We start from the raw sequence: 24,893 nt of genomic DNA on the forward strand, positions 1-24,893 counted from the left end.
ACTCGGCATGAAACTCGTCGGTAGCTACACCAGCCCGTTTGTACGCAAACTTTCTATTCTGTTGTTAGAAAAGGGCATAACGTTCGAATTTATTAATGAACTGCCCTATAACGCGGACAACGGCGTGGCGCAATTTAACCCGTTAGGAAAAGTGCCGGTGCTGGTGACCGAAGAGGGCGAATGCTGGTTTGATTCGCCGATCATCGCTGAATATATTGAATTAATGAATGTTGCTCCGGCGATGTTGCCGCGTGATCCGCTGGAGTCGTTGCGGGTGCGCAAAATTGAGGCGCTGGCGGATGGCATTATGGATGCCGGGCTGGTATCGGTGCGTGAACAGGCGCGTCCGGCGGCGCAGCAGTCTGAAGATGAATTGTTACGTCAGCGTGAGAAAATCAACCGCAGTCTGGATGTGCTGGAAGGATATCTGGTCGATGGCACGCTCAAAACCGATACGGTCAATCTGGCGACTATCGCCATTGCCTGTGCGGTCGGATATCTCAATTTCCGCCGCGTTGCGCCAGGCTGGTGTGTCGACCGCCCACACTTAGTCAAACTGGTCGAAAACCTGTTTAGCCGCGAAAGTTTTGCTCGCACCGAACCGCCAAAGGCTTGATGCGCGATATGTCCTCCTGACCCATCTCACGTTACAATCCGTGGTTATGTTAAACGCCCTTCTCCGTGTGAGAGGGCCTTGATCAGCCAGGTTTCCTATGACAACCGAAACGCGTTCCCTCTATAGTCAACTTCCGGCTATTGATCGCTTATTGCGCGATAGCTCCTTCCTTTCTTTGCGTGATACTTATGGTCACACCCGCGTGGTGGAATTGCTGCGTCAGATGCTTGACGAAGCGCGAGAAGTGATTCGTGACAGCCAGACGCTGCCCGCGTGGTGTGAAAACTGGGCGCAAGAAGTCGATGCCCGGTTGACGAAAGAGGCGCAAAGCGCGCTGCGTCCGGTGATCAACCTGACGGGAACCGTGCTGCATACCAACCTTGGGCGAGCTTTACAGGCGGAAGCCGCGGTGGAAGCCGTTACGAAGGCTATGCGTTCGCCAGTGACCCTCGAGTACGATCTGGACGACGCCGGACGTGGACATCGCGATCGGGCGCTGGCGCAGCTGCTGTGCCGTATTACGGGGGCGGAAGATGCCTGTATCGTTAATAACAATGCGGCGGCGGTGTTATTGATGTTGGCGGCCACTGCCAGCGGGAAAGAGGTGGTGGTTTCTCGCGGCGAACTGGTGGAGATTGGCGGCGCGTTTCGTATTCCCGATGTTATGCGTCAGGCAGGATGCACCCTACACGAAGTAGGGACCACCAACCGCACGCACGCGAATGATTATCGTCAGGCGGTGAATGAAAATACCGCACTGTTGATGAAAGTACATACCAGTAACTACAGCATTCAGGGGTTCACCAAAGCGATAGATGAAGCGGAACTGGTGGCGCTCGGCAAAGAACTGGATGTTCCAGTGGTGACTGATTTAGGCAGTGGCTCGCTGGTCGATCTTAGCCAGTACGGTTTGCCGAAAGAGCCAATGCCGCAGGAGTTGATTGCGGCGGGCGTCAGTCTGGTGAGCTTCTCCGGCGACAAGCTGTTAGGCGGGCCGCAGGCAGGAATTATTGTTGGTAAAAAAGAAATGATCGCCCGCCTGCAAAGCCACCCGCTGAAGCGTGCATTACGCGCGGATAAAATGACCCTCGCGGCGCTGGAAGCCACGTTGCGTCTTTATTTACACCCTGAAGCTCTGAGTGAAAAATTACCGACCCTGCGCCTGCTTACCCGCAGCGCAGAGGTCATTCAAATCCAGGCACAACGTTTACAGGCTCTCCTTGCCGCACATTACGGCGCGGAGTTTGCGGTACAGGTTATGCCATGTCTTTCGCAGATCGGCAGTGGTTCGCTGCCGGTTGATCGCCTGCCGAGCGCGGCATTAACGTTTACCCCCCATGATGGACGCGGTAGCCACCTTGAGTCATTAGCCGCCCGCTGGCGTGAATTGCCAGTGCCGGTGATTGGTCGTATTTATGACGGACGATTGTGGCTGGATTTACGCTGCCTTGAAGATGAGCAACGGTTTTTGGAGATGTTGTTGAAATGATTATTACGACTGCCGGACACGTTGACCACGGCAAAACAACCTTGTTGCAGGCGATTACGGGCGTAAATGCCGACCGTCTGCCGGAAGAAAAAAAGCGCGGCATGACCATCGATCTCGGCTATGCCTACTGGCCGCAGCCGGATGGTCGCGTGCCTGGTTTTATCGACGTACCCGGTCATGAAAAGTTTCTTTCCAACATGCTGGCGGGCGTTGGTGGTATCGATCACGCGCTGTTGGTGGTGGCGTGCGATGACGGTGTGATGGCACAGACCCGTGAGCATCTGGCGATTTTGCAGCTGACCGGTAACCCGATGCTGACAGTGGCGCTGACCAAAGCCGATCGCGTGGACGAAGCGCGTGTTGATGAGGTTGAACGCCAGGTAAAGGAGGTGCTGCGGGAATACGGTTTTGCTGAGGCAAAACTGTTTATCACCGCAGCAACCGAAGGTCGGGGAATTGATGCCCTGCGCGAGCATCTGCTTCAGTTACCAGAACGTGAACACGCCAGCCAACATAGTTTCCGCCTCGCGATCGACCGCGCATTTACCGTAAAAGGTGCCGGGCTGGTCGTCACCGGTACGGCGTTAAGCGGGGAAGTGAAAGTAGGCGATTCACTCTGGCTGACTGGTGTAAATAAACCGATGCGCGTGCGTGCGCTGCATGCGCAAAATCAGCCAACAGAAACTGCCCATGCCGGGCAGCGTATCGCGCTTAACATCGCGGGTGATGCGGAAAAAGAGCAGATTAACCGTGGCGACTGGCTGCTTGCCGATGTGCCGCCGGAGCCGTTCACACGGGTGATTGTCGAGCTTCAAACCCATACACCGCTGACCCAGTGGCAGCCGCTGCATATTCACCACGCCGCCAGCCACGTTACGGGACGTGTTTCGCTACTGGAAGATAACCTTGCCGAGCTGGTGTTCGACACGCCGCTGTGGCTGGCGGATAACGATCGCATAGTGCTGCGCGATATCTCGGCCCGCAACACGCTGGCGGGGGCGCGTGTGGTGATGCTTAACCCGCCGCGTCGCGGTAAGCGTAAGCCGGAATATCTGCAATGGCTGGCGTCTCTTGCACGGGCGCAGAGCGATGCCGATGCGTTATCTGTTCATCTGGAACGCGGCGCGGTTAACCTTGCGGATTTCGCCTGGGCACGGCAGCTCAACGGCGAAGGGATGCGCGAACTGCTGCAACAGCCTGGCTATATTCAGGCTGGTTACAGCTTGTTGAATGCGCCAGTTGCCGCCCGCTGGCAGCGGAAAATTCTCGACACATTAGCGACTTATCATGAGCAACATCGCGATGAACCTGGTCCTGGGCGCGAACGTCTGCGACGTATGGCGTTGCCAATGGAAGATGAAGCGCTGGTACTGTTGCTGATTGAAAAGATGCGCGAAAGCGGCGACATCCACAGCCATCACGGCTGGCTGCATCTGCCGGATCATAAAGCGGGCTTCAGCGAAGAGCAGCAGGCCATCTGGCAAAAAGCAGAGCCGCTGTTTGGTGACGAGCCATGGTGGGTGCGTGACCTGGCAAAAGAGACGGGAACCGACGAGCAGGCAATGCGCCTGACGCTACGCCAGGCGGCCCAACAGGGGATAATTACTGCGATCGTCAAAGATCGTTATTACCGTAACGATCGGATTGTCGAATTTGCCAATATGATCCGCGATCTCGATCAGGAATGTGGTTCAACCTGCGCGGCGGATTTCCGCGATCGCTTAGGCGTAGGCCGCAAGCTGGCAATTCAGATTCTGGAATATTTTGACCGCATTGGCTTTACGCGTCGTCGTGGAAATGATCATTTATTGCGCGACGCATTATTATTTCCGGAAAAATAAGGAAATGATTAATTCATAATAAATATGAATTAATACAAAATTTCTTATTAATGTTAAGAAGGCACGTTATTTGATGAATGTAACGTGCTTTTTATTAAAAATATTTTAATAAACGGTAATATTGATCATATTTTCAAATGAAAATTCTCAGTAAGCTGCCCGCCCTTTTTTACACTTTCAGGAGTGTGTTATGGCAGCTTCAACCTTTTTTATTCCTTCCGTGAATGTTATTGGTGCTGATTCATTGAATGATGCAATGAATATGATGGCAGATTATGGATTTACCCGTACCTTAATTGTCACCGACAATATGTTAACGAAATTGGGTATGGCGGGTGATGTGCAAAAAGCACTGGAAGAACGCAATATTTTTAGCGTTATTTATGATGGCACCCAACCTAATCCCACCACGGAAAACGTCGCTGCAGGTTTGAAATTACTTAAAGAAAATAATTGCGATAGCGTGATTTCCTTAGGCGGTGGTTCTCCACACGACTGCGCAAAAGGTATTGCGCTGGTTGCAGCCAACGGCGGTGACATCCGCGATTATGAAGGCGTTGACCGCTCTGCAAAACCGCAGCTGCCGATGATCGCCATCAACACCACGGCGGGTACGGCCTCTGAAATGACCCGTTTTTGCATCATCACTGACGAAGCGCGTCACATCAAAATGGCGATTGTGGATAAACATGTCACTCCGCTGCTTTCTGTCAATGACTCCTCTCTGATGATCGGTATGCCGAAGTCACTGACCGCCGCAACGGGTATGGATGCCTTAACGCACGCTATCGAAGCGTATGTTTCTATTGCCGCCACGCCGATCACTGACGCTTGTGCACTGAAAGCCGTGACCATGATTGCCGAAAACCTGCCGTTAGCCGTTGAAGATGGCAGTAATGCGAAAGCGCGTGAAGCAATGGCTTATGCCCAGTTCCTCGCCGGTATGGCGTTCAATAATGCTTCTCTGGGTTATGTTCATGCGATGGCGCACCAGCTGGGCGGTTTCTACAACCTGCCACACGGTGTATGTAACGCCGTTTTGCTGCCGCATGTTCAGGTATTCAACAGCAAAGTCGCCGCTGCACGTCTGCGTGATTGTGCCGCTGCAATGGGCGTGAACGTGACAGGTAAAAACGACGCGGAAGGTGCTGAAGCCTGCATTAACGCCATCCGTGAACTGGCGAAGAAAGTGGATATCCCGGCAGGCCTACGCGACCTGAACGTGAAAGAAGAAGATTTCGCGGTTCTGGCGACTAATGCCCTGAAAGATGCCTGCGGCTTTACTAACCCGATCCAGGCAACTCACGAAGAAATTGTGGCGATTTATCGCGCAGCGATGTAATCATCATTCCCACAACGGCTGGCGAGTTGTCAGCCGCTTTTTCAACTATCTCAAAACTTGCTTTTTTTGAGATAGTTTCTCTTTCCTGCTATACACTATCTCAATATTGCGCTTTTTTGAGATAAGCACATGGCTATCAAATCACCTCCCGGACTTATTCCTTTATCACACTTATCGGGTGAGGAACTCCTGGCCCACCTGCGCTTTAACCGGGTTACCGATGAAAAAGGACGTTATCTGCCTTTTGATGAGTTGCAGTACCGCATCAAAAAAGGAGAAAACGTCGATGTGGCGTGGACGCTTACCCGTCTGGCGCGCAACGCGGCGATCCAACGAATTAATTATTGCAATGAAGCGGGTGAACAGGCCGGATTCAACATTACCCCGGTGATTGCAGAAGCGTGCGAGCTTGTCGACAAACGTGCTACCGCGCTGGCGCTGAAAGATCAGACTGAACGGTTACGCGGGGCCGGAGCCGAGTTAAGCCAGTTACGCCTGGAAGAGCCGATCACCAGCTCCCAGCTGGAAGGTGCGAATACTACAACGCTGGTGGCGAGAAAAATGCTGGAAACAGGGCGGTCGCCACGCACTGAAGACGAGCATATGATTGCGGGAAATGCCCGGCTGATGGCGGAAATTCCGCACTTACTCGCAGAACCGCTGACACCTGCGCTTATTCGCCAGTTACATGCCATTGGTATGGGTGGAATCAATGACGCGAAATATCGTCCGGGAGAATTTCGTGAAACAGATGATGTTGTGATCGCCGACTATGATGGCAATATAGTGCATCAACCGCCCGCTGCGGCATTGTTACCGGAACGGCTGGAAAAAGTTTGCCAGTGGTTAAACAGCCATGAAGGGTATATTCATCCGTTGGTCCGTGCCTGCATTCTGCATTTTATGCTGGCCCATGAACATCCGTTTCGGGATGGCAACGGGCGCACCAGTCGGGCGCTGTTTTACTGGTATATGCTGAAATCGGGCTACGATGTCTTTAAATATATTTCCATCAGCCGTTTGCTTCATGCTGCACCGGTCAAATATGCCGCCAGCTACCAGTACACTGAATCAGATGGTATGGATCTGACTTATTTCCTTGAATATCAGGCGGGTGTCATTAAACGTGCTCTGCAAAACTGGCAGCAGCATATCGATGAAATTACACAACGAAGCGCAAAACTCGATAGTGTGCTGTTTAGCTCTGGTGTGCTTAAACGCCTGAATCCGCGCCAGGTAACGCTCCTGAATGTGATGCTCGCCAATCCGGGGAAAGAGTACACAGTTGCTGAAATTAGCGCGAGCTTGGGCGTCTCTGATAATACGGCTCGAGCTGATTTACGGACAATTGTTAAAGAAGGATTCGCGCAAGAGAAAAGAATTAATAACCAGCAAGCAGTGTACGTCGCACACTACCCGCTGTAGCTTTTGCCCGTAAATTCGTGATAGCCGTCGTAAAGCTGTTACCGACTGGCGAAGATTTCGCCAGTCACGTCTACCCTTGTTATACCTCACACCGCAAGGAGACGATCATGACCAATAATCCCCCTTCAGCACAGATTAAGCCCGGCGAGTATGGTTTCCCCCTCAAATTAAAAGCCCGCTACGACAACTTTATCGGTGGCGAATGGGTAGCGCCTGCCGATGGCGAGTATTACCAGAACCTGACGCCGGTGACCGGGCAGCTACTGTGCGAAGTGGCGTCTTCGGGCAAACGAGACATCGATCTGGCGCTGGATGCTGCGCATAAAGTGAAAGATAAATGGGCGCACACCTCGGTGCAGGATCGCGCGGCGATTCTGTTTAAGATTGCCGATCGAATGGAACAAAACCTTGAACTTTTAGCGACGGCAGAAACCTGGGATAACGGCAAACCCATTCGCGAAACCAGTGCTGCCGACGTGCCGCTGGCGATTGATCATTTTCGCTATTTCGCCTCGTGTATTCGGGCGCAGGAAGGTGGGATCAGTGAAGTGGATAGCGAAACCGTGGCCTATCATTTCCATGAACCGTTAGGCGTGGTGGGGCAGATTATCCCGTGGAACTTCCCGCTGCTGATGGCGAGCTGGAAAATGGCCCCCGCGCTGGCGGCGGGCAACTGTGTGGTGCTGAAACCCGCACGTCTTACTCCGCTTTCTGTACTGCTGCTAATGGAAATCGTCGGTGATTTACTGCCGCCAGGGGTGGTGAACGTGGTCAATGGCGCAGGTGGGGAAATTGGCGAATATCTGGCGACCTCGAAACGCATCGCCAAAGTGGCGTTTACCGGCTCAACGGAAGTGGGCCAACAAATTATGCAATACGCCACGCAAAACATTATTCCGGTGACGCTGGAGCTGGGCGGCAAATCGCCAAATATCTTCTTTGCTGATGTGATGGATGAAGAAGATGCCTTTTTCGATAAAGCGCTGGAAGGCTTTGCACTGTTTGCCTTTAACCAGGGCGAAGTTTGCACCTGTCCAAGCCGTGCTTTAGTGCAGGAGTCTATCTACGAACGCTTTATGGAACGCGCTATCCGCCGTGTCGAAAGCATTCGCAGCGGTAACCCGCTCGACAGCGTGACGCAAATGGGCGCGCAGGTTTCTTACGGGCAACTGGAAACCATCCTCAACTACATTGATATCGGTAAAAAAGAGGGCGCTGATGTGCTCACCGGCGGGCGACGTAAGCTGCTGGAAGGCGAACTGAAAGACGGCTACTACCTCGAACCGACGATTCTGTTTGGTCAGAACAATATGCGCGTGTTCCAGGAGGAGATTTTTGGCCCGGTGCTGGCGGTAACCACCTTCAAAACGATGGAAGAAGCGCTGGAGCTGGCGAACGATACGCAATATGGTCTGGGCGCGGGCGTCTGGAGCCGCAACGGTAATCTGGCCTATAAGATGGGGCGCGGCATTCAGGCAGGGCGCGTGTGGACCAACTGTTATCACGCTTACCCGGCACATGCGGCGTTTGGCGGCTACAAACAATCAGGCATTGGCCGTGAAACCCACAAAATGATGCTTGAGCATTACCAGCAAACCAAGTGCCTGCTGGTGAGCTACTCGGATAAACCGTTGGGGCTGTTCTGATGTAAGAAGCTGGTCGCATCGGGTATTCATTGCCTGATGCGACGCTTTCGCGTCTTATCATGCCTACATAGCTCATGCAATATATTGAATTTGCATGCTTTTGTAGGTCGGATAAAGCGTTCACGCCGCATCCGGCAATGTGCACCATGCGTTGGATGCGGCGCGAGCGCCTTATCCTACCTACGGATGGCACTGGTTTCCTCATTCACCCAGATCCGCATTTCGCCTTCACCCCGGTTGGCCCAGCTAAACCACGGGATAAACGTCAGAATTTGCGGCTGGCGTTTGGCTGGCGCGCTGTCGTAATGCCACAGCGGTTGCTGCTCTGGATTGCTCTGTTCATACCGGTAACCCGGTGCCTGGATTAAGATCTTATGGCGGAACAATCCATTACCTTCAAATGTCGTAAATGGCGCATCGGCGGGCAGCCACAGATTATGCAGTGACTCGCCGTTGTCGACCTGTTCCAGACAATACACCAGCGGGCCGCGCTGAATCGCCACTTTTCCGGCGACGTGACGCACCAGCGGGTTACCGTAAACGCGACGTACCGGCATTGGCAAAGTCAGATTCAGCGTGTCGCCCTCCTGCCATTCACGGGTAATGTGCAAATACCCTTTACGAATATCCTGCTCGACCTCTTCCCCATTCAATATGATCTGCGGCTGTATGCACCAGTCCGGTAGACGTAAAGCCAGCGTATGACGCACCGGCTGGGGTGATTCAACCGCAATCGTCACCTGTTCCTGCCACGGATAGTTTCCGCTAACCCGCAGGCGCAGCGTGCCATTTTCTACCGGCACCTCCATGCTGTTTCCTGCGTAGATGTTGATATACAACGCATCTTCACGCGGCGTGTAGAGATAATGACCAATCGAGGTTAGCACGCGGGCGATATTTGGCGGACAACAAGCGCAGCCAAACCAACGCTGGCGGATCGGCTTAACGTGATCGTAGATATGGTTGAATTTCAGCGATTTTGGATGTACTTCCAGCGGATTCACATAGAAGAAATGTTTGCCATCCAGCGCCATGCCGCCGAGCACGGTGTTGTACAGTGCGCGCTCCATCACATCGGCATATTGACTGTCGCCTTCCATTTCCAGCATTCGTCGGGCAAACATCATCAGGCCGATGGAGGCGCAACTTTCAGCGTATACCGTGTCATTCGGCAGATCGTAATCGCTGCTGAACGCTTCACCGCTGCTCTGTGAGCCAATGCCGCCGGTAATATATAACTGACGCTGGGCCATATTGTTCCACAGCCGCAGGCAGTCCTGACGCTTGCTTTCATCGTGACTTAAACGCGCGAGATGCGCGACGCCGGTCATCAGGTAGACAAAACGTACCGCGTGACCAATGGCGGTTTGCTGCTGTGCGATGGGCAAATGTGCCTGGCTGTAGGCTTTGTCTTTCACCATCCACGCCGGGCCGTAGGTGTGCCAGTGCGAGGTCTGCCCGCGCTTTTCATATTCCTGGTCGTAATAGTGCGGTTGCGCACCACGCTGTTCGACAAAATAGTTCGTCAGCGCCAGGTAGCGCGGCTCTTCGGTCACTTCATACAGGCGCATTAGTGCCAGTTCAATTTCCGGGTGACCAGGATAACCATGTAACTTACTTTCATCTGGACCAAATACGCTGTCGATATGATCGGTCAGACGGCAAACCACTTCCAGCAAGCGCCGCTTGCCCGTAGCCTGGAAGAAGGCGACTCCGGCTTCAATCAGATGACCGGCGCAGTAAAGTTCATGACACTCCGCCAGATTGCTCCAGCGTTCTTCGGGCGCTTTTACCGTAAAGTAAGTATTGAGATAGCCATCTTCGCACTGGGCGGAAGCGATCAGTTCAATCACCTCGTCGGCGGTTTTTTCCAGTTCGGCGTCCGGCTTCTGGCACAGCGACCAGGCTACCGCTTCCAGCCATTTGGCGACGTCGCTGTCCTGAAACACCATCCCGTAAAATTCACCCTCCTGAAGTCCGGCGGCAATGCGAAAGTTTTCAATCGCATGGCTGGGTTCCGCTTCTGGGATACGATCGTTCAAGGCATCCCACTGATAAGGAATCACCACGTCGCGGACCAGTTGTTGGTACTGACCGAGGAACGGATCGCTGACCGTCAGTTTATGCAGATCGACTTCCGAAATGTTCATCTTGTGCTCCTTAAGGCTGTACATGACGCTGACGCAGGTCGCTAGCAATGCGTGACATCATAGGGTTATTGAGTTTGCAAAAGCGGATCGCCATCGCCAGCAGCAGGTGGAACAGCGCAGGCAGCAATGTTTCCATCGCCGCGATCCCGCCAAGCGAACTGGCGGTCTGGTTTTCCACGCCTGGCTGGTAGGCGACAAAAATAAACAGCAGGCTGATGATCCCGGCGCTGGAGGCCCAGGCCAGCTTGATGAAAAACAGATTGAAGGCGAAGTTCATGCCGGAAGAACGTACGCGGGTTTTCCACTCGCCGTAGTCATCGGCAAAGGCCATCAATGAGAAGTGCAGTGGCAATGTGAAGCCAAGAATCACGCCATTACCGAGGATCACCACCAGCCACAGCGTTTGATAAGCCGGGCTGGAGGGCAGGAACCACATCAACACCGCCAGTGCAGCGAGGAGCAGGTTGGTGTAGTAGTAAATTTTGACGGTATCGAAACGCCGCGTTAATGGGCTGACAATCACCGAGCCGATAATGGAGGCGAAGGTGACCATGGTGAAGAACAGCGACGTGTAGCCCGTACTGCCTTGTAAGACGTAGGTAATGAAGTACATATACCCACCGCCGCGAATATTAAAGACGTTAATCAGCAGGAAAGACATGACCAGCATCAGCAGCAGTTGGTCGTTGTTCCGCAGCCCGGCAAGATGTTCGCGCAGGGTAAATTTCCCCATTGTGGAGAGTGGCACCCGTTCACGAACCCAGAAGAAACAGCACAGGAACATCACCACGGCAATGGCGCACAATACGCCGACGCCAAGTTGATAGCCGCGTGCAGCGTTGCCCTGACCGAAGAGATCTACCATCCACGGTAAGCCTACCGAAACCAGAAATCCCGCTACGCCGCAGAGAACGAATCGCCAGGACTGGCAGGAGATCACTTCATTGTGGCGGGTGGTCATGGTGTTGATCAGCGCGCAGTACGGTACGTTGATGGCTGTATAACCGACTGAAAGGAGCAGGTAAGTACCGAACGCCCAGGCGATTTTTACTCCCATGCTGGCATCTGGCACGGTGAATGTCAGGATGCCGATAATGCCGATGGGAATGGCAATCCATAACTGCCACGGACGAAAGCGCCCCCAGCGACTTTGCGTCCGGTCGGCAATGACGCCCATCACCGGGTCGGAGATGGCATCAAACACGCGTAGCGCAATAAACAGCGTGCCAACCAGCGCCGGAGTTAAGCCAAAAACGTCGGTGTAGAAAAAGGTGAGAAAGTTCATGATCAGGCAAGTTATTACGGTGCCGCCTGCGTCACCCAGGCCGTAGCCTATTTTTTCCCGTACAGATAACGCATCGTCAATTTTACCTTTAGCGATATCAGCGGTGGTAATCGGTGTAGAGGTCATAGATATTCCTCGTGAATAGGGAGCAATTTTTAGTTTTATTGCAATGACCTGATTAATTCTGCCGTGAACGGGAATATCAACAAGGCGAGAAAAGAGTAAAAAAAGGTGACGATTCCGACCTGAATTTAAAAGTGTGAAATGGATCAGGTGAAATTAATGTTTTTGATTAATAATCAAAAGGTAATGTGTTTAATCATTAATGAATAAGCGGGAAATTACATATCAATGCTCGAATTATCCATGACGTTACCGATTAAAGTGCAAAATGGTGGATTATTTATTTCCCGTGGCGTAGGGAGGCATCCTGCAAGGCGGCTGGAGTCATGGGAAATTATCTTCGTCGAAAAAGGTCGATTAACGATTCAGGAAGATGAACGGATATTTCTGGTCGATGCGGGAGAGAGTTTATTACTCTGGCCGAACCGACAGCATGTTGGGGTGGAGGATTTTCCCGCCGATCTCAAATTTTACTGGCTGCATTTTGAGGTTAAAGCGCCGGACAACGATCCGCGCTGGCTCACTCATCTTAGCGTGCCGCAACAAACTAAGGTTGCCGATCCGCAGGTGCTGGTGGCCTTGTTTCGCCAGTTCTTAAGCGAACAGGAAAAGCATCAACGCACTCCGGCGCTGGAGTTTATTGTGCTGCTGATTTTGCAGCAGCTCACCCGTGACGCGCGTCTTGATGAACAGGCCGATGGTGCAGGCACCACCCTTGCCTGGAAAGCGCAGAAACTGATTCGCACGCAATATCACCGCCCGCTTTCCACGGCGCTTTTAGCCCGCGAGCTGTACTGCAATGCCGATTATCTTGGGCGCGTCTATCGGCGGGTGTTTCATCTGACGTTAACAGAAGCAATCCACCGCCAGCGGGTGCGCGAAGCCGAAAAGCTGTTAATTAGCGAAGCGCGATCGCTCACGGAAGTGGCGGCGTTGTGCGGGTTTAATGACGTCGGCTATTTCCGGCAGATTTTTCGCAAACACACCGGCTTAACGCCAGCAGCGTGGAAGCGGCGTTACAGCAAGGAACATATCAATTCGTAGTGCCGGGGCGATGAAGCCCCGGCGTGAGGGATTACTGCCCGTAATAGGCATTGGCCCCATGCTTACGCAGGTAGTGCTTATCCAGCAGTTCGTTTTGCATCGCAGGGAGCTGTGGCGCAAGCTGGCGCGAGAACAGACCCATATAGGCGCACTCTTCCAGTACCACGGCGTTATGCACCGCATCGGCGGCATTTTTTCCCCAGGCGAACGGGCCGTGAGAATGCACCAGTACCGCCGGGATTTGTGCCGGGTTCAACCCACGCTCTTCGAAGGTTTTAATGATCACTTCGCCGGTCTGGTATTCATACTCACCGTTGATCTCTTCTGCGGTCATCAGGCGCGTGCAGGGGATGGCTCCGTAAAAATAATCGGCGTGAGTAGTGCCCCAGGCGGGGAGATCAAGTCCGGCCTGCGACCAGATGGTGGCGTGGCGCGAGTGGGTATGCACTATGCCGCCAATCTCCGCAAAGCGACGGTAAAGCGCCAGATGCGTTGGCGTGTCGGAAGAGGGCTTTTTGCTGCCTTCCACCACCTTGCCGCTGGCTATCTCAACCACCACCATATCGTCGGCGGTCATTACCTCATACTCAACGCCGGAAGGCTTAATCACCATCCATTGCCGCGTTTCGTCTATCGCGCTGACATTGCCCCAGGTGAACGTCACCAGATGATGAACGGGAAGCGCCAGGTTTGCCGCCAGCACGTCAGCTTTCAGTTGCTCTAACATATAAATCCGGCCTCCTGCATACGCGCTTCAATCCAGCGCCGCGCCTGAATAATCTCCAGCACCGGCTCTTTGGCTTTTTCGGTCCACATCTCAATCAGGAAAGAACCGCGATAGTTCAGCTCATGCAGCGTTTTGAAGATGCCAACAAAATCGACACAGCCTTCGCCAAACGGCACATCGCGGAACTGTCCGGGGCTATGTTCGGTAACGGGTTGAGTGTCTTTCAGGTGGATGGCGGCGATACGGTCGATGCCCAGTTTCAGTTCGGCGGGAACATCATTGCCCCAGGCGCTGAGATTGCCGACGTCCGGGTAAACGGTGAACCACGGTGACGCAAGCATTTCGTCCCACTTTTTCCATTTGCTGATAGAGTTCATAAACGCGGTGTCCATAATCTCCACCGCCAGCATGACTTGTGATGCCGCTGCCTGTTCAACCGCCCACGCCAGCCCTTCAGCAAACCGTTGCTGGGTGCCTTCGTCATGATCTTCGTAATAGACGTCGTAACCTGCCAGTTGAATAGTACGAATGCCGAGATCGCGTGCCAGGCGAATCGCTTTACTCATAATCTCCCGCGCCCGCTGGCGCACGGCGTCGTCCCGGCTACCAAAAGGAAAACGACGATGTGCGGACAGGCACATTGACGGAATAGCAACACCCGTTTCGAGCATCGCAGTGACCAGCGAAGCACGTTGTGCGGCGCTCCAGTCAAGACGTGACAACCGTTCGTCGGTTTCATCCACCGACATTTCGACAAAATCAAAACCACAGCTTTTTGCCAGCACCAGCCGCTCCGGCCAGGAGAGATCTTTCGCCAGCGCTTTTTCATAAATACCTAACGGATGATTACGCACGCTTGCCTCCCCAGATGGAGTCGATTTGCGCATGAAAATCAGCGGCCACTTGCGCCGGATTTGCTGCGCCTGCCAGCGACCGTCCGGCAATAAACGCTTTCACGCGGATCTCTTTAAACAGCGGCAGGTCAGCAGGGGTAATCCCGCCGGTAATGGAAAGCTCAAGGCCGATATCGGAAAGCGCCTTCATGCGTGCCAGATCGGCCTCGCCCCACTGTTGCCCGCTGGCCTGCGCGTCACGACCACGATGATAAATCGCCTGTCGTACACCAATACGATGCCAGTCACGGGCATCGTCCAGCGTCCAGTTGCCGAATAGCTCGATCTGAATTTCACCGCCGCAGTTCTGTGCCATCGCGTGGCCTTTTTCCACCGTGGCGAGCGGCGCGGCGCAGATGATGGTCATCCAGTTAGCGCCTGCGCCAAATGCCTGTTGCGCGAGCGTTTCACCCGCGTCGGCGACCTTCCAGTCGGCAACGATGATTTTGTCCGGGCACTGTTCGCGCAAGGCTTTCACTGCGCCAAGCCCTTCGTTTAAACAGAGAATGGTGCCTGCTTCGACAATATCGACGCTGTCTTTTAACAGCGTCACGTCGCGCTGCGCGGCTTCAAGTGATGAGTGGTCGAGGGCCAGTTGCAGAAGTGGTCGACTCATAATGTGTGCTCCTTGATGCGGGCGTGATAACCCTGAAGTGCGGCAATGAGATGTTGATAGCGTTGGTATTTTTGTTGGTAAAGCTGATGGGCGGCCATATCCGGCAGCAGGGTGCGTACCGGGTGCTGTAAGTCACGTTGGGCTTCGCTGAAATCGCGATAAACCCTGGTACCGACGCGGGCGGCAAGTGCCGCACCAAAGCAGCCGGTTTCTTCCACCTGCGGCAGCTCGATACGCAGACCGCTGACGTCAGCCAGCATTTGCATCCAGACATCGGAGTGCGCCGGGCCGCCAGTGACGCGCAGGGTGTGCACATCAGTAAAACGTTCGCGCATCCGGTTGAGATGGGTCATATGGCTGAACACCACCCCTTCATAGATAGCCTGTAAGAGGTGTGCACGGGTGTGAATGGCCTGCATCCCGTAGAAACCGCTGGTCATTTCGAGTCCGGCGTTGCTGCCGTACAGGAACGGCAGGAAAAAGAGAGCGCCACCGGCTTTCGGCAAACTGGCTACGGCCTGATTAATCTCAGCAAATGAGATTTCTCCCCACTGTGCGGTAAACCATTCGAGATTGCCGGAAGAGGTGGGGCTGGCTTCGTGAACGATAAATTGACCATCGTTAACGTAGCGACCATAGACATACGGATGCGCTTCACCGTCACGTAAACCGTGGGTTATGCCGCTGGTCACCGCCCAGGTCCCCATCACCGCATTGAGGGTGAATTCGTCTTCGAGCCCGGCGCAGAGTGCGGTGGAAACCACATCAAACAGGCCGCCGACAACGGGGGTACCCGCTTTCAGACCAGTCAGTACGGCTGTCTGAGCGGTGATTTCCCCGCAGATTTCGGCAGATCCGACAACAGGCGGCAGGGCGTGATTGATTTCAGCGATCCCCAGCCAGTCGGTTAGGCACGGGTCATATTCCCCGCGACTCATGTTGTAGAGATTGGACTCAGAAATATTGCTCTCTTCGCAACCTTTGACGCCGGTTAAACACCAGCGCAGGTAGTCGTGCGTCATCATCACGCAGCCAATTTGCGCGTAGCGTTCTGGTTCGTGCTCTTTCAGCCAGCGTAACAGCGACACCGGATGCCCGGTCCATAAGGTTTGTCGGGTCAGCGGATAGAGTTTTTCCGGGATGCCATCTTCCTGCCAGCGACGAACGATTTCCATCGCCCGGCGATCCGAGGACAAAATGGCGTTACCGAGCGGTTTGTCGTTTTTATCAAGTAGAAATAAGCCCTTTCCCTGCGCGGAGATGCCGATACCGACAATTTGTTCCCCGCTGACGCCAGAATGGGTAAGCAGGGAGCGAATGACAGCAGTGCAACATTGCCACAGTTCTGCCATGTCGCGCTCTGCCCAGCCTGGCTGTGGACTTAATGCGCACAGCGGCAGGCGCTGCACGCCCGCCTCCCGGCCTTCTCGGTCATACAGCCCGGCTTTCAGCCAGCTACCGCCACAATCTAACCCCAGCCAGTATTGCGTCATGGTTTATTGCACCTCATCCACGGCTTTCAGCAGATCAGCACCCTGGGGAACATCTTTAACAAACATGTCACGGACCTGGGTACCCAGCGCATCGCTAAAGGCTTTGCGGTCGAGATCGGTGATGACTTCCACGCCCGCTTCTTTCATACCGTCGATGATTTTTTGCTGATCTTCGGCGACCAGTTTGCGCTGATAGCTACCCGCTTCCTGCGCAGATGAGATCAGTGCCTGCTGGAACTCCGGGGTTAAGCCATCAAACTTCGCTTTGTTGATCACCACCAGAAGTGGGGAATAGGCGTGATGGGTCAGAGAAAGGTACTTCTGCACTTCGAAAAATTTTGCTGACCAGACGACGTTGATCGGGTGTTCCTGAGCGTCGATAGTGCGGGTTTCCAGCCCGGTATAGACTTCGGCAAACGGCATCGGGATCGGGTTAGCGCCAAAAACTTTAAATGCGGCGATATTCATCGGGCTGTTGTTGGTGCGGATTTTTAGTCCTTTCAGGTCGGCAGGTGTTTTAACTGGCTGGCGTGAGTTGGTGACATCGCGCCAGCCGTTTTCCCAGTAAGCCAGCACTTTCAGCCCTTTACCTTCAAGGGAGACTTTCAGGTCATCACCGACTTTGCCGTCGAGCGTTTTATGCGCGTGAGCGGTATCGCGGAACAGGAACGGGACATCGAGCAGGTTGATGACGGGCGAGAGTCCCGTAAAGTTGTTAGAGCCAGACATCTCCATATCAATAGTGCCGCCACGCACGCCGCTGATCATCGCCTGCGCATTACCAAGGGTGCTATCCGGGAACAGTTTTAATTTCAGTTCGCCTTTGGTTTTTTCCTGCAGTAATTCATTAAATTTTTTCGCCGCAATATGTTGTGAATCGGTTTGTGAGGTTTCATAACCGAAACGTAATGATTGTGCCGCCAGAGAAGATGTGCTGAACGTCGCCACTCCGGCAATTAATAAAGCGTAGGTTACAGAACGTAATTTCATTATGATTTCCTTTTAACTCATCCATTTAAGAGGAGCGGTAATGAGCTCCGGTATAAAAATAAATAATGCTAACAACATGAATAAAACCATGACGTAAGGCGCAACGCCTTTTACCGCATCGTCAAATTTAAGTTTCGCCACGCCGCATACCACGTTAAGAACATTACCGACTGGAGGCGTAATCAGTGATATTGAACAGTTGATAATAAACATGATGCCGAAATAGACCGGATCTATTCCCGCTTCTTTCACTAATGGCATTAATACTGGTGTAAGAATTAATACGGTAGGCGTTAAGTCCATGACCGTACTGATCACCATAATAGCGAGCATAATGACGATGAATAATAAGCGAGGCGAATCAACCAACGGTTGTAATAGCTCCGATACCATCATGGGTAATTCGGCGATCGTAATAAGCCATGCAGATACCGCAGCAGAGGCCACCAGGAACATCACCACGGATGTGGTTTTTGCCGCGTTAATCAGCACATGATAAAGCGTGGAGAAGGTCATCTCGCGATAGACCACCACCGAGACGAACAGAGCGTAGAAGGCGGCAACCGCGCCTGCTTCGGTCGGTGTAAATAACCCCGAACGGAAACCGCCAATAATAATTATCGGTAAAAAGAGCGCCCAAATACCGGAAACTAAGGATTGCCAGACTTCTCGCAGTGAGGCTTTCGGCTGACAAGGTAAATTCAGTCGTTTTGCCTGCCACCACCAGGTAACCATCAGCGTGACGCCCATCATGATGCCCGGTGCGATGCCCGCCATAAACAGCTTACTGATGGAGAGTCCGCTGGAGACGCCGAAGATAATGAGTGGTATGGAAGGTGGGATAATGGCCGCAATAATCCCGCCGGAACCGATAAGCCCGGCGGCGCGGTTTACCGGATAGTTGGCCTGGCGCATCATCGGCACCAGCAGCGCCGCGACAGCTGCGGTATCAGCAACCGCAGAACCGGACAGGCTTGCCATGATCATCGCTGCCAGCACGCCCACGTAACCCAGACCGCCTGGCCTGTGGCCTACCAGTTTCATTGGCAAGTCGACGATACGTTGCGACAGGCCGCCCGCGTTCATGATCTCACCCGCCAGTACAAAGAAGGGGATGGCTAACAGGGAGAAGCTGTCTGCGCCATTTACCAACGTTTGTGCCAGAATTTGCACATCAAAGATATCCATCCAGAACATCAATGAGATGCCGCACAACAATAATGCCCAGGCGATGGGAACACCAATTGCGATAGCCCCTAACAAACTGACAATAAATATAAGGATTGTCATCGTCAGGCTCCTTGTTGGTTTCGGCTGGGGGTATTTGTGAACTGCCGGTATAAGTGACGCAATTCCAGCAATGCGATAATCAGACTGGTGGGGATAGCGGCGGCGTACATTAAGCCAACGGGGACGCCAAGAATGGGCGATAAGTTGCTCCAGTCTTGCGCTGTTTTTTCTATAGCGCCCCAGGCCAGCCCCAGACACAGCAATAAAATGAGCGTATGGGTTAGCAGCGAAACACGTTGTTGATTAGCCGGTGAGAGTTTTTCGACTAAAAAAGTAACCTGCACATGGCTGTTGTCCATATAAGCAACGATTGCGCCAATAAAGGTTAACCAGACAAATAAAAGTCGGGATAATTCATCAATCGATAATATACTTGTGTGGAATCCATATCGAAGAATGATATTAATAAAAATAATACAAGACAGTATTGCGATGATGATCGCAAGAATGCCTTCGAGTATCCGTTTCATAACGAGTCCTTCTGGTTATGCAATATTTTTTATGCGCTAATGTTGTTAATATTCGTAATAATTATCAGAAAACGGCTAATTAGATATTCAAAGTGATATATAAGCGGATCTATTTAACGAGATTCATTCAGAGAGTGAATGCCGTTACGTAATATTTCGATGCGATGGTGCACATCAGCCGTCGCATTTATTTCCAGTAGCTTGATGCCAGCAAAATGCAATGTTGACGATTCTGCTACATTAAATAACTCGCGAACATGATCTGTGGTCATCAGGCTTTCTGCGCAGAATGGTGCAAACGGTGCGTGTAAATCCTGCCATTCGCCGTATGCCCCGTTTAGCGTCGTACCAGAGAACATCAACGCGCCGAGTTTTCCGGCTTGTTTCGCCATTTGGGTGTGGGTCAGCGGCAGCGTTGTATTGCGCCCTTCAATGGCAGAGCGCGCCCAGTTGATACAGATGCTGATGTCATAATCGGTAATAACTTCCAGCACATTTTCTAAAGGCAAAAAGCCTTTTCGGGGGGAAGAAGATGTCATGGCGTCGCAGTGTTCCAGCACCAGCTTGCACGGCCAGTCCCAACTGGCGATTTCTTTCAATGAGCGGGCAAAAGCGTCCGTCGCTTGCATAACATTAGGATTCGTTGCTAACGGTGCAGCCTGGAGCGCCAGTGCGAGCACTTTATTAGCCTGCAATGCGTTGATTTTATTGAACAGGTGGCGATAGTACGCCACGCAGGCCTGGCGCTGTTCTTCATCACTGGAGGCGAGACCAAACCCGCTGTTTTCGCTGCGGCGACGCATGGTTTCCATCACTGCGGTGACGACAAATTTCCAGCTCTCTGGCGTATGACGGAGTAACCATTGATCGCCAAGAGGGTGAAAATTTTCCAGGCAAGGTTGTTCCAGACCCAAAATGTCTGGAGTCTCAGATAATTGTCGCCAGAAATCCTTCTCTTCCTCTTCACTTCTTTGGTGAAAAGAAGGTGCACAGGGATACGCGCCGATAATATAACCGGCATTATTCGTTTTCATTATGTGCTCCAGTAATCATTTTTTATAAAGCAGCGAGGGCCACTTTAACCACGATCTTGCGTATTGCCGTAGTGGCATTTTTATTACATGCCGGGCGATGTACATCCTGCGGGAAGAAAATAGCGTAACTACCCGGTATCATTTCTATAAATGATTCATGTTCACTATCGTGATAAAAAATAATATCGCGCTGCTCTAATAGTGATTCGCTGACTTTATTGTTTCCCGTATCAATGGCAATGCCAATTTTCTCTTCACCCCACGCCAGAAACTGAATATCGATATACCGACGATGCACTTCCGGACGGTTTTCCACCGCTTCGCGTGTGGTTAAATCGATAATTTGCGCATAAATATTCTTGCCGTCGATTTCGACAACGCCCGGATCCAGGGCGTTGAAGTCGGTGGTGCGCAGAAAATCGAGCGCCTTTTCAATGGCGGCGGGCAAACGGCACGGATTAGGCTGCGCGATATGTCCAAAAATCATGGCTTATCTCCTTATAACGCCTGGATTTTTGCCCACACGCTGTCATCAACGGTAATACCGTTACGGCGGTTTTCTGCCAGCAGGGTAGTAAATTCGTGGCCGGGTAAGCGAATGGCCTGATTTTCGTCAGCACGCTCGGCACTGGTAACGTAATCCATAATGCGTTGCAGTTTGGCATCGCGGGTGGGACCGTCGATAAGCTTGTCCACTTCAATGGCAATAAAAATTTGTGAAATGCCGTATTCGTCGCTGTTGTCCTCGGTGACTTCGGCAACCGATGCGCCGTCAGAAAGGAGGGTAGCGATCATATCCAGCACAATCGACATGCCCGAACCTTTCCAGTAGCCCATCGGCAAAATGCGGCGATTTTTCTCGATAACGCCAGGTTCTTTGGTCAAATTGCCCTCATCATCAAAGCCACCATCTACCGGGAGCTGACGACCAGCCAGGCGATTAACTTCTAACATGCCGTAAGAGAACATCGACATCGACATATCGACCATGGTGATCGGCGTGGAAGGAATGGCGACGATCAGCGGGTTGGTGCCGATGCGACACTCTTTTGCGCCCCACGGTGGCATTACGGCGATGGAGTTGGTCCAGCAAATGCCAATGTAGCCTTTTTCCGCCGCCTGCCAGCCGTAGCTGCCGCCGCGCATCCAGTGGTTGGCATTACGTAGTGCCACCAGACCAATACCGTGATCGGCAGCCAGTTCAATGGCGCGATCCATCATCTTTTTCGCTGTCAGGTTACCGATCGAACGCTGGGCGTCCCACTGTTCAATTGCGCCGAGGCTGGTTATACGTTTGGGTTGGGCATCAGGAATGATATCGCCGTTTTCCAGTTGTTGAATGAAACGAGGGAAACGATTAACGCCGTGAGAATAAACGCCGGATTCGGTGGTGCGGGCGAACATCTCTGCACAGGCGTCAGCCGTTTCGCTGTCAACGCCGCGTGAAATTAAGACCCGATTAAAGGCTGCTTTTAACTGCTCAAATGTCACTTTCATCCCAGGCTTCCTTGTTTTTTTGATCGCTTTTTTGGCTTAAAATTTCAATATACGAAACTTGATTTCAAATATATCGATCACTTTTTAACAAAGCAATCTGATTGATGAATTTCAAAAAACTTAAAAATCAAGTGGTTATAAATTATCTGTCGAGATCGTGAACTACGGCACACTTTGCGCTACCATCAGGACGCGACAAAATGGGGAAAGAAGTGATGGGAAAAAAAGAGAACGAGATGGCGCAGGAAAAAGAGCGTCCAGCCGGAAGCCAGAGTCTGTTTCGTGGGTTGATGCTGATTGAGATTTTGAGCAACTATCCAAACGGTTGTCCGTTGGCGCATCTTTCGGAGCTGGCTGGTTTAAATAAGAGTACCGTCCATCGCTTATTGCAGGGATTACAGTCCTGCGGCTATGTGACCACCGCGCCCGCCGCAGGGAGTTATCGCCTGACCACCAAATTTATTGCCGTCGGGCAGAAGGCGCTATCTTCGCTGAATATCATTCATATCGCCGCTCCGCATCTTGAGGCACTGAACATCGCCACTGGTGAAACCATTAACTTCTCCAGCCGCGAAGACGATCACGCTATTTTGATTTATAAGCTGGAACCCACAACCGGGATGCTGCGAACCCGTGCCTATATAGGCCAGCATATGCCGCTCTACTGTTCCGCAATGGGCAAGATCTACATGGCGTTTGGTCACCCGGACTACGTGAAGTCATACTGGGAAAGCCATCAGCATGAGATCCAGCCGTTAACCCGCAATACCATTACCGAGCTGCCCGCGATGTTCGACGAACTGGCGCACATTCGTGAAAGTGGAGCGGCGATGGACAGAGAAGAAAACGAACTCGGCGTCTCCTGTATTGCTGTTCCGGTGTTTGATATTCATGGGCGGGTGCCGTACGCCGTGTCGATTTCGCTTTCGACATCACGTCTGAAACAGGTGGGAGAGAAAAATCTCCTGAAACCACTGCGTGAAACCGCGCAGGCTATTTCTAATGAGCTGGGATTTACTGTCAGGGACGACCAGGGCGCGATTACATAACCCTTTGGACAAGTGCCAAAACTTTAACATTTCCTTCGTTGGATCAAAGCAGTAGGGACGCGCTCTCTGGCACTCTGCTGTTTTAGTGCAAAGGAGTGATCATGAACCGGTTTATTATTGCGGATGCGACGAAATGTATCGGTTGCCGTACCTGTGAAGTGGCTTGCGCAGTGTCGCATCAGGAGAATCAGGATTGCGCTGCGTTGTCACCAGACGAGTTTATTTCCCGTATTCGTGTCATTAAAGACCACAGCTGGACCACGGCAGTAGCCTGTCATCAGTGTGAAGATGCACCGTGCGCGAATGTCTGCCCTGTTGACGCGATAAGCCGCGAACATGGGCATATTTTCGTTGAACAATCACGTTGCATTGGCTGTAAAAGCTGTATGCTGGCTTGCCCGTTTGGTGCGATGGAGGTCGTTTCTTCGCGCAAAAAGGCGAGGGCGATTAAGTGCGATCTGTGCTGGCATCGGGCGACGGGGCCGGCCTGTGTTGAAGCCTGCCCGACAAAGGCGTTGCAGTGCATGGATGTCGAGAAAGTGCAGCGGCATCGGCTACGGCAGCAGCCTGTTTGAAACGTTTTTCCGGCGTTTCTCAACGCCGGAATAGCGTATTAATGGCTTTCAGCCCAGGCTCTTTCTATCTCTTCCGCCAGAATCTTCACACCCGCCTCAATTTTCTCCGGCTCTGGTACGTAGTTCATGCGCATACATTGATGCGTATGCGGCCACGGTTTATCCAGTCCCGGGAAGAAGTTGTGCCCCGGCACCATCAGCACGCCGCGTGCTTTCAGGCGCTGGTAGAGCTGCTCGGTCGTAATGGGCAAATCCTTAAACCATAGCCAGAGGAAAATGGCTCCTTCCGGTTTATGAATCAGGCAGCGATCTTCCGGTAAATAGCGGCGAATGATGGCGATAGTTTCCTGAACACGCTGGTAGTAAAACGGTTTGATGACTGTTTCAGACAGGCGCAGCAGATCGTTACGCTTAATCATTTCACACATCATCGCCGGACCAATACCGCCAGGTGCCAGGCTGATAATGCCGTTCATATTGGTGATGGCGGTGATGATTTTTTCATTGGCGATGATAATGCCGCAGCGGGAGCCAGGTAGCCCCAGCTTGGAAAGACTCATGCACAGCACGATATTCGGATTCCATAGCGGGCGCGCTTCGCTGAAGATGATACCCGGGAACGGGACGCCATAAGCGTTATCAATCACCAGCGGAATGCCGTGTTGATTCGCCAGCGCGTCAAGCTTCAGCAACTCTTCGTCAGTAATCACATTGCCTGTTGGATTCGTCGGCCGGGAGACGCAAATCATCCCGGTTTCTTCGCCAATATGTAGATGCTCAAAATCGACGTGGTATTTAAACTGGCCTTCCGGCAGCAGTTCAATATTCGGACGCGCAGAGACAAACAGATCTTCTTCCAGTCCGGCGTCAGCGTAGCCAATGTATTCCGGTGCCAGCGGGAACAGCACTTTTTTGACCCGACCATCGGCACGGCGTCCGGCAAACAGATTAAATAAGTAGAAAAACGCGCTCTGGCTGCCGTTTGTTAGTGCAATATTCTGTGGTTCGATATCCCAGCCCAACTTCTCGCGCAGCATTCCGGCAAGCAGTGTGAGTAGCTCCGTTTTCCCCTGTGGACCGTCGTAATTGCACAGTGCATCAGTCGCTTTGCCACTTTCCAGCATGTCGGTCAGTAGCGTCTGGAAGTAGTCCTGCATTTCCGGGATCTGCGCCGGATTACCGCCGCCGAGCATAATCGCGCCAGGCGTGCGTAAACCGTCGTTCAGATCTTCCATCAGCAGCGTAATGCCGGAGTGGCGGGTAAATTTGTCACCAAAAAGGGAGAATGTCATAGCGGG

21 protein-coding genes and 1 pseudogene are annotated in these 24,893 nt (G+C 52.5%); 9 read left to right on the forward strand and 13 right to left on the reverse strand.

The window, feature by feature from the left end:
- The first annotated feature begins 7 nt into the window (after positions 1-7).
- The 6 genes from ACJHX4_RS09950 to aldB all read left to right on the forward strand — a co-directional run bounded on the left by ACJHX4_RS09950 (position 8) and on the right by aldB (position 8,359).
- Positions 8-616, forward strand: a complete 609-nt coding sequence (locus ACJHX4_RS09950) for a glutathione S-transferase (RefSeq protein WP_000779792.1) — start codon at positions 8-10, stop codon at positions 614-616.
- A 97-nt stretch (positions 617-713) separates the two neighbouring features.
- Complete coding sequence (gene selA, locus ACJHX4_RS09955) at positions 714-2,105, forward strand: L-seryl-tRNA(Sec) selenium transferase (RefSeq protein WP_000206260.1); 1,392 nt, start codon at positions 714-716, stop codon at positions 2,103-2,105.
- Positions 2,102-3,946, forward strand: a complete 1,845-nt coding sequence (gene selB, locus ACJHX4_RS09960; RefSeq protein ID WP_000587626.1) for a selenocysteine-specific translation elongation factor — start codon at positions 2,102-2,104, stop codon at positions 3,944-3,946. Before selA ends, selB begins: the two co-directional genes overlap by 4 nt.
- 190 nt (positions 3,947-4,136) lie before the next feature.
- The gene (yiaY, locus tag ACJHX4_RS09965; protein WP_000741500.1) at positions 4,137-5,288 is read left to right on the forward strand and encodes an L-threonine dehydrogenase; all 1,152 of its coding nucleotides are present in this window, start codon (positions 4,137-4,139) and stop codon (positions 5,286-5,288) included.
- A gap of 129 nt (positions 5,289-5,417) precedes the next feature.
- Positions 5,418-6,713: a Fic family protein gene (locus ACJHX4_RS09970; RefSeq protein ID WP_000985737.1), complete on the forward strand. Its 1,296-nt coding sequence runs from the start codon at positions 5,418-5,420 to the stop codon at positions 6,711-6,713.
- Positions 6,714-6,820: 107 nt separating this feature from the next.
- Positions 6,821-8,359, forward strand: coding sequence for an aldehyde dehydrogenase AldB (gene aldB, locus ACJHX4_RS09975; protein WP_001296522.1), 1,539 nt, complete (start codon positions 6,821-6,823; stop codon positions 8,357-8,359).
- Between the two features lie 180 nt (positions 8,360-8,539).
- Here the strand turns inward: aldB and ACJHX4_RS09980 are convergent.
- A pseudogene (locus tag ACJHX4_RS09980) lies at positions 8,540-10,509 on the reverse strand (glycoside hydrolase family 127 protein).
- A 10-nt stretch (positions 10,510-10,519) separates the two neighbouring features.
- Positions 10,520-11,920: an MFS transporter gene (locus ACJHX4_RS09985; protein WP_000204818.1), complete on the reverse strand. Its 1,401-nt coding sequence runs from the start codon at positions 11,918-11,920 to the stop codon at positions 10,520-10,522.
- A gap of 225 nt (positions 11,921-12,145) precedes the next feature.
- Here ACJHX4_RS09985 and ACJHX4_RS09990 point away from each other — a divergent pair, with 225 nt between their 5' ends.
- Positions 12,146-12,961 carry an AraC family transcriptional regulator gene (locus ACJHX4_RS09990; protein ID WP_000891826.1) on the forward strand — a complete coding sequence of 272 codons (816 nt, stop codon included), beginning with the start codon at positions 12,146-12,148 and terminating at the stop codon, positions 12,959-12,961.
- A gap of 31 nt (positions 12,962-12,992) precedes the next feature.
- Here the strand turns inward: ACJHX4_RS09990 and araD are convergent, their stop codons facing one another.
- The 10 genes from araD to yiaK form a co-directional block, all read right to left on the reverse strand.
- The gene (gene araD / locus ACJHX4_RS09995) at positions 12,993-13,688 is read right to left on the reverse strand and encodes an L-ribulose-5-phosphate 4-epimerase (RefSeq protein WP_000893156.1); all 696 of its coding nucleotides are present in this window, start codon (positions 13,686-13,688) and stop codon (positions 12,993-12,995) included.
- Positions 13,682-14,542, reverse strand: a complete 861-nt coding sequence (locus tag ACJHX4_RS10000) for an L-ribulose-5-phosphate 3-epimerase (RefSeq protein WP_001296521.1) — start codon at positions 14,540-14,542, stop codon at positions 13,682-13,684. The genes araD and ACJHX4_RS10000 overlap by 7 nt, the downstream gene beginning before the upstream one ends.
- Positions 14,535-15,197, reverse strand: a complete 663-nt coding sequence (ulaD, locus tag ACJHX4_RS10005) for a 3-keto-L-gulonate-6-phosphate decarboxylase UlaD (protein WP_000089476.1) — start codon at positions 15,195-15,197, stop codon at positions 14,535-14,537. Before ulaD ends, ACJHX4_RS10000 begins: the two co-directional genes overlap by 8 nt.
- Positions 15,194-16,690: an L-xylulokinase gene (gene lyxK / locus ACJHX4_RS10010; protein WP_000196111.1), complete on the reverse strand. Its 1,497-nt coding sequence runs from the start codon at positions 16,688-16,690 to the stop codon at positions 15,194-15,196. The genes ulaD and lyxK overlap by 4 nt, the downstream gene beginning before the upstream one ends.
- A gap of 3 nt (positions 16,691-16,693) precedes the next feature.
- Positions 16,694-17,680, reverse strand: coding sequence for a 2,3-diketo-L-gulonate TRAP transporter substrate-binding protein YiaO (gene yiaO, locus ACJHX4_RS10015; protein ID WP_000776929.1), 987 nt, complete (start codon positions 17,678-17,680; stop codon positions 16,694-16,696).
- 12 nt (positions 17,681-17,692) lie between these two features.
- Positions 17,693-18,970: a 2,3-diketo-L-gulonate TRAP transporter large permease YiaN gene (gene yiaN, locus ACJHX4_RS10020; RefSeq protein WP_000153839.1), complete on the reverse strand. Its 1,278-nt coding sequence runs from the start codon at positions 18,968-18,970 to the stop codon at positions 17,693-17,695.
- A 2-nt stretch (positions 18,971-18,972) separates the two neighbouring features.
- A complete protein-coding gene (yiaM, locus tag ACJHX4_RS10025) occupies positions 18,973-19,440 on the reverse strand; it encodes a 2,3-diketo-L-gulonate TRAP transporter small permease YiaM (RefSeq protein WP_000821446.1) in 468 nt (155 codons plus the stop codon).
- Positions 19,441-19,553: 113 nt separating this feature from the next.
- Positions 19,554-20,474 (reverse strand): DUF4862 family protein, encoded by a 921-nt coding sequence (locus ACJHX4_RS10030; RefSeq protein ID WP_000856275.1) that lies wholly within the window; start codon positions 20,472-20,474, stop codon positions 19,554-19,556.
- A gap of 22 nt (positions 20,475-20,496) precedes the next feature.
- Positions 20,497-20,961 (reverse strand): YhcH/YjgK/YiaL family protein, encoded by a 465-nt coding sequence (locus tag ACJHX4_RS10035; RefSeq protein ID WP_000576089.1) that lies wholly within the window; start codon positions 20,959-20,961, stop codon positions 20,497-20,499.
- Positions 20,962-20,972: 11 nt separating this feature from the next.
- Entirely contained in the window at positions 20,973-21,971 is a 999-nt protein-coding gene (yiaK, locus tag ACJHX4_RS10040; protein ID WP_000869035.1) for a 3-dehydro-L-gulonate 2-dehydrogenase, read from the reverse strand.
- Between the two features lie 200 nt (positions 21,972-22,171).
- Between yiaK and yiaJ the strand changes: the two genes are divergently transcribed.
- Both yiaJ and ACJHX4_RS10050 read left to right on the forward strand, forming a co-directional pair.
- Complete coding sequence (gene yiaJ / locus ACJHX4_RS10045) at positions 22,172-23,020, forward strand: IclR family transcriptional regulator YiaJ (protein ID WP_000514241.1); 849 nt, start codon at positions 22,172-22,174, stop codon at positions 23,018-23,020.
- Between the two features lie 101 nt (positions 23,021-23,121).
- Positions 23,122-23,595, forward strand: a complete 474-nt coding sequence (locus tag ACJHX4_RS10050) for a 4Fe-4S binding protein (RefSeq protein WP_001296520.1) — start codon at positions 23,122-23,124, stop codon at positions 23,593-23,595.
- Positions 23,596-23,633: 38 nt separating this feature from the next.
- Here the strand turns inward: ACJHX4_RS10050 and avtA are convergent, their stop codons facing one another.
- Entirely contained in the window at positions 23,634-24,887 is a 1,254-nt protein-coding gene (gene avtA, locus ACJHX4_RS10055) for a valine--pyruvate transaminase (RefSeq protein ID WP_000144359.1), read from the reverse strand.
- Positions 24,888-24,893 lie beyond the last annotated feature (6 nt).

The sequence above is a fragment of the Escherichia sp. WS2035 genome, assembly GCF_046487065.1.
GTDB classification, from domain to species: domain Bacteria; phylum Pseudomonadota; class Gammaproteobacteria; order Enterobacterales; family Enterobacteriaceae; genus Escherichia; species Escherichia coli.

Excerpts from the sequence above, each read along its gene's own strand:
- ACJHX4_RS09950 (WP_000779792.1), top strand. The coding sequence starts at position 8 with ATGAAACTCGTCGGTAGCTACACCAGCCCGTTTGTACGCAAACTTTCT.
- selA (WP_000206260.1), top strand. The coding sequence starts at position 714 with ATGACAACCGAAACGCGTTCCCTCTATAGTCAACTTCCGGCTATTGAT.
- selB (WP_000587626.1), top strand. The coding sequence starts at position 2,102 with ATGATTATTACGACTGCCGGACACGTTGACCACGGCAAAACAACCTTG.
- yiaY (WP_000741500.1), top strand. The coding sequence starts at position 4,137 with ATGGCAGCTTCAACCTTTTTTATTCCTTCCGTGAATGTTATTGGTGCT.
- ACJHX4_RS09970 (WP_000985737.1), top strand. The coding sequence starts at position 5,418 with ATGGCTATCAAATCACCTCCCGGACTTATTCCTTTATCACACTTATCG.
- aldB (WP_001296522.1), top strand. The coding sequence starts at position 6,821 with ATGACCAATAATCCCCCTTCAGCACAGATTAAGCCCGGCGAGTATGGT.
- ACJHX4_RS09985 (WP_000204818.1), bottom strand. The coding sequence starts at position 11,920 with ATGACCTCTACACCGATTACCACCGCTGATATCGCTAAAGGTAAAATT.
- ACJHX4_RS09990 (WP_000891826.1), top strand. The coding sequence starts at position 12,146 with ATGCTCGAATTATCCATGACGTTACCGATTAAAGTGCAAAATGGTGGA.
- araD (WP_000893156.1), bottom strand. The coding sequence starts at position 13,688 with ATGTTAGAGCAACTGAAAGCTGACGTGCTGGCGGCAAACCTGGCGCTT.
- ulaD (WP_000089476.1), bottom strand. The coding sequence starts at position 15,197 with ATGAGTCGACCACTTCTGCAACTGGCCCTCGACCACTCATCACTTGAA.
- lyxK (WP_000196111.1), bottom strand. The coding sequence starts at position 16,690 with ATGACGCAATACTGGCTGGGGTTAGATTGTGGCGGTAGCTGGCTGAAA.
- yiaO (WP_000776929.1), bottom strand. The coding sequence starts at position 17,680 with ATGAAATTACGTTCTGTAACCTACGCTTTATTAATTGCCGGAGTGGCG.
- yiaN (WP_000153839.1), bottom strand. The coding sequence starts at position 18,970 with ATGACAATCCTTATATTTATTGTCAGTTTGTTAGGGGCTATCGCAATT.
- yiaM (WP_000821446.1), bottom strand. The coding sequence starts at position 19,440 with ATGAAACGGATACTCGAAGGCATTCTTGCGATCATCATCGCAATACTG.
- ACJHX4_RS10030 (WP_000856275.1), bottom strand. The coding sequence starts at position 20,474 with ATGAAAACGAATAATGCCGGTTATATTATCGGCGCGTATCCCTGTGCA.
- ACJHX4_RS10035 (WP_000576089.1), bottom strand. The coding sequence starts at position 20,961 with ATGATTTTTGGACATATCGCGCAGCCTAATCCGTGCCGTTTGCCCGCC.
- yiaK (WP_000869035.1), bottom strand. The coding sequence starts at position 21,971 with ATGAAAGTGACATTTGAGCAGTTAAAAGCAGCCTTTAATCGGGTCTTA.
- yiaJ (WP_000514241.1), top strand. The coding sequence starts at position 22,172 with ATGGGGAAAGAAGTGATGGGAAAAAAAGAGAACGAGATGGCGCAGGAA.
- ACJHX4_RS10050 (WP_001296520.1), top strand. The coding sequence starts at position 23,122 with ATGAACCGGTTTATTATTGCGGATGCGACGAAATGTATCGGTTGCCGT.
- avtA (WP_000144359.1), bottom strand. The coding sequence starts at position 24,887 with ATGACATTCTCCCTTTTTGGTGACAAATTTACCCGCCACTCCGGCATT.